This is a genomic window from Rhodococcus sp. DMU2021, from assembly GCF_019641445.1.
GTDB classification, from domain to species: Bacteria; Actinomycetota; Actinomycetes; order Mycobacteriales; family Mycobacteriaceae; genus Rhodococcus; species Rhodococcus pyridinivorans.
The window spans coordinates 1-3637 of record NZ_JAIFKB010000060.1; the positions used below are offsets into that span (position 1 = coordinate 1).

Here is a 3637-nt window from a genome sequence, read left to right on the forward strand (position 1 = left end):
CATCGTGCACTTGGCCGGGAGCTTCGGGCTGTCCGGGACGTAGTAGGGGCCTTCGATGGAGCCCTTGGTGCCGGTGAAGCCCTTGCGGTTGTAGTGCACCTTCTCGATCTCGTGCTCGACGAAGACGTCCAGCCACAGCGGCCACTCGCCGTACTCACCCACGTCGATGAGCCACTGCTTGAGCACCCGGTACTCGTCGTAGGTCACCTGGTGCTTGTCGACGATGCCGGCGAGAGCGTCCAGCAGGTCCTTGTAGATCGCCGACGCGCGCTCGACCGAGGTGTCGGACGTGACCCGCTCGGACTTGAACTTGTCGGTCGCAGCGTTGCCGGACCCGTGGGCGGTGGGGTTCTCCATGGTGGTCATGGCTCTCCTCGTGAAGGACTGAACTGTACGAAATGAATCCATCCGAGACATGGAGGCGTAGTGCCACTATCCTGCGTTCGAACGGAGAGTGAACTACCCGTCTCTTGCCCGGGGTGAAGAGGTATCGTCCAAACCTGCTGCAGTACATCAGCATTAGTGAGTCCAGGAACACTCGACACCGATGCATAGCTGGGCTTGGCCCGAACCGTTGCGCTGCGCCGTGCAGGACCATGCATCGCTTTCGCTAGCTAAAGGGTATGGGCGTCATACCAAAAATCGTCTTCAATGACGGCGGGCAGCGGATGCCGAACGGACGGGTTGTTCAGTCCGGTGTGCCGCTCCCGTGCAATTGGGAAGTTTGTCCGCGGTAGTACACCAGGGGCCGGTTGTCGCTGAAGTCGACGTGGGTGACGCGGCCGATCATGCCGAGATGGTCGCCGGCTTCGAAAACATGGTCCTGTTCGCACAGGATCGTGGTCACTGCGTCCTTGATGGTGGGGATGCCGTGGTGGTATTCCCATTCGCCGACTTCGAATTTCGCTCCGTCGATCCGGGCAAATCCGTGGCAGATCTCGGCTTGGTCCTCGGCAAGGACGTTGATGCAGAAGCATTCGCTGCGGCGCAGTTGGGCGAATGTCGATGAGCCGGAAAAGGCGAAGAATGCCACCAGAGGCGGGTCGAGGGAAACCGAGGTCAAAGAGCCGATGGTCATCCCGACCGGTTCCCCGTCACAGAGAGCAGTCACCACTGCGACCGAGGTCGGTACACGGCCCATGGCCCGGCGAATCGTTGCCGCATCCACGTCTTGGTCCTTGTCCTGTGGAAGAGCGCGCATTGAATGTTGCACTGCGGTGGTCATAGTTGGTCTCCTGGTCTCTCGGGGACCCGGCAGGGATGACATCGGCATCTGCTCGGGTCAGAGGAGGAACTTGTCGACGGCCTCGAGGGTTTCGTCGAGCTTTTCCACCTGAGGAATGTGCCCACAGTCCTCGATGATGGTCACGGTGCTGTCGGCGATGAGTTTGTGGAACTGTTCGGCGTAGATCGCGGAGACGAGTCGGTCCTCACGGCCCCACACGATCAAAGTTGGTGCGACGACGCGGTGCAGTCGGTGACGCAGACCCCGGTCGGGGATGGGCCAGGCAAACTTGCCGGTGCACCCGAAGGCCCACACCATGGCGGCCGCGGCAGCCTGCTGTTGTTCGATGTCATCAGATGGTGCAAGCATCGCCTGGGCTGCCGGGCTGGTGGGGTCGTGGAACAGCAAGGCCGGGAGCTGCTCGGGCGGGGTGGCGATCCAGTTCGCAGTCGGGGCAGCCTCGCTCCACAGTCCGATCGGATCGAGCAGAATCAGTTTCTCCGGCAACGCCGGGAACGCGGCAGCGAGTTCGGCCGCGAGCATGCCGCCGAAGGACTGCCCGACCACCACGGGGCGATCGAGTCCGAGCGCGCGGATCAGTTCCTCGTAAGCGAGCACCATGTCGCTGAGGGTGTCGATGGTATGGATGGCATATGGATTACCGTCGGTGGTTCCAGGGAACTCCGGAGCGTAGACGGTGTATCGCGAGGCCAAGTGGGACAGGAATGGATCCCATGCCAGGCCTGCAGCTGGGTGCAGATACAGCAGCGGCGTTCCGGCGCCGGCGATCTTGACGGTGATGGTCAGTCGGCCGCCCCAGACGTCGACGGTCTGTTCGGTGATGGAGGGGGTGCTCATCGGGCGTTCGCTCCTGCCTGCGTCGCGGTGGTGTAGGAGATGGGGGTGCCGCCGAGCCGGCGCGGCCACCAGTGATGCTGATGATCGGTATCGGTCCACAAGGTGCGCAGTCGGGGCAGCACTTCTTCGGCGAACAGTTGGATGTTCTTCATCACCAGGTGGCGAGGGAGGGAGCCGAAGCCCAGCATGGCGTGGAGGTTGCCGATGCCGTATTCGCGGCAGAAGTCGAGTAGTTGCTCGGCGACGGTGTCGGGGCTGCCGACTACGACTACTCCCGCGTCGACCAGGTCGTGGAAGGCGGCGGTGCGCATGCGGTGGTACAGACCGAAGTCGCCGGGATCCTTGATCAGAGCTTTGACGCCGTTGATGTCGATAGCTCCGGGCAGACCGAGCTTCTCGATCGGAATCGAACCCAAACCTTTCCGGAACGCGTATTCGGCGTGCGGGCCGTACTCGATCTCGGCACGCTCGTCCGTTTCGGAGACGGCAATGGTCTGCAAGAACCCGATACGGTAGGGATTTCGGGCCACCCCCGCCTCGTCGGCTTGTTCCCACATCCGGTCGAAGATGCGCTTACCGGTCAGTTTGGCACCGAACCAGCTCAGATAATTGAACCCGAAGCCACGATCGAAACACATCCGCATGGTGCGGGGGTTGCCGATCCCGGTGATCCACACCGGGACGTTCTCCTGCAGCGGCCGTGGCCACATGTTCACCATCGGGTACTGCGAGTAGCGACCGTTCCAAGCGAACGGATCCTGCTCGCGCCAGGCACGCAGCACCAATTCGAGGTTCTCGTCGAAGCGGGGGCGGACCTCGATGGGCGGGACACCGTTGTTGATGTTGGCGTCGTAGCTCAACCCCACGGTCAGCCCGGCCACCAGGCGACCGCCGCTCATCACGTCGATCATGGCGTACTCTTCCGCGGCGCGGAGCGGCTCGCGGGCCTTGCCCAACGACCGGCCCATCGGGTACACCGCCACCTCGAGCCCCTCAGCCTCGGTCATGTAGGCCAGTGCACTCGAGATCAGATCCGGATTCGGGATCATGTCGTAGCTGCTTTGACCATGCTCGGTGACCGCCACACCATCGAAACCACTGCGCGCACCGTGCATCAGCTCGTCCATGAAGTCCCGAATCGACGAGTACATCCCGTCCCGGGTGACGAGCGAGTACGGAATGCTGCACACCGACTCGTACTTGCTCTCGAAATCATCCGGAAGGTACCGGTACGGCGCCTGCAGGAACAGGTTGACTTTCACGTTTTCTCCTTCGCCAGAGGGACGGGCCGATAGTTGTCCCGGAACCGAGAGCGTTTCCTTGCTTGTCCGCTCTGTGATCCACCTCTCACGTCGAAGGCTATGGACAGGCCATCTAGATGTCCAACACTTGTTTTGTGAGCCATTGAGATTTTCTGTGTCTGAATACAGAATTAGGTATGGAGATGCGCCACATGAGGTACTTCAGCGCGGTCGTCGAGGAGGGTAACTTCACTCGGGCCGCCGAACGGTTGTCCATGGCTCAGTCGCCGCTGTCCCAGCAGATCCGTGCACT

5 protein-coding genes are annotated in these 3637 nt (G+C 61.8%); 1 reads left to right on the forward strand and 4 read right to left on the reverse strand.

The window, feature by feature from the left end:
• The 4 genes from K3M35_RS25435 to K3M35_RS25450 all read right to left on the reverse strand — a co-directional run.
• On the reverse strand, positions 1 to 366 hold a 366-nt coding region (locus tag K3M35_RS25435), incomplete at its 3' end, for a dioxygenase (protein ID WP_308257124.1).
• 322 nt (positions 367 to 688) lie between these two features.
• Positions 689 to 1225 carry a flavin reductase family protein gene (locus K3M35_RS25440; protein WP_169833858.1) on the reverse strand — a complete coding sequence of 179 codons (537 nt, stop codon included), beginning with the start codon at positions 1223 to 1225 and terminating at the stop codon, positions 689 to 691.
• Between the two features lie 57 nt (positions 1226 to 1282).
• Positions 1283 to 2083: an alpha/beta fold hydrolase gene (locus K3M35_RS25445; protein ID WP_220667249.1), complete on the reverse strand. Its 801-nt coding sequence runs from the start codon at positions 2081 to 2083 to the stop codon at positions 1283 to 1285.
• Complete coding sequence (locus K3M35_RS25450) at positions 2080 to 3345, reverse strand: LLM class flavin-dependent oxidoreductase (protein WP_220667250.1); 1266 nt, start codon at positions 3343 to 3345, stop codon at positions 2080 to 2082. Before K3M35_RS25450 ends, K3M35_RS25445 begins: the two co-directional genes overlap by 4 nt.
• 176 nt (positions 3346 to 3521) lie before the next feature.
• Between K3M35_RS25450 and K3M35_RS25455 the strand changes: the two genes are divergently transcribed.
• Positions 3522 to 3637: LysR family transcriptional regulator (locus tag K3M35_RS25455; protein WP_220667251.1), on the forward strand; the 116-nt coding region annotated here is incomplete at its 3' end.

Coding starts and splice junctions, on each gene's coding strand:
- K3M35_RS25440 (WP_169833858.1), bottom strand. CDS start 1,225: ATGACCACCGCAGTGCAACATTCAATGCGCGCTCTTCCACAGGACAAG.
- K3M35_RS25445 (WP_220667249.1), bottom strand. CDS start 2,083: ATGAGCACCCCCTCCATCACCGAACAGACCGTCGACGTCTGGGGCGGC.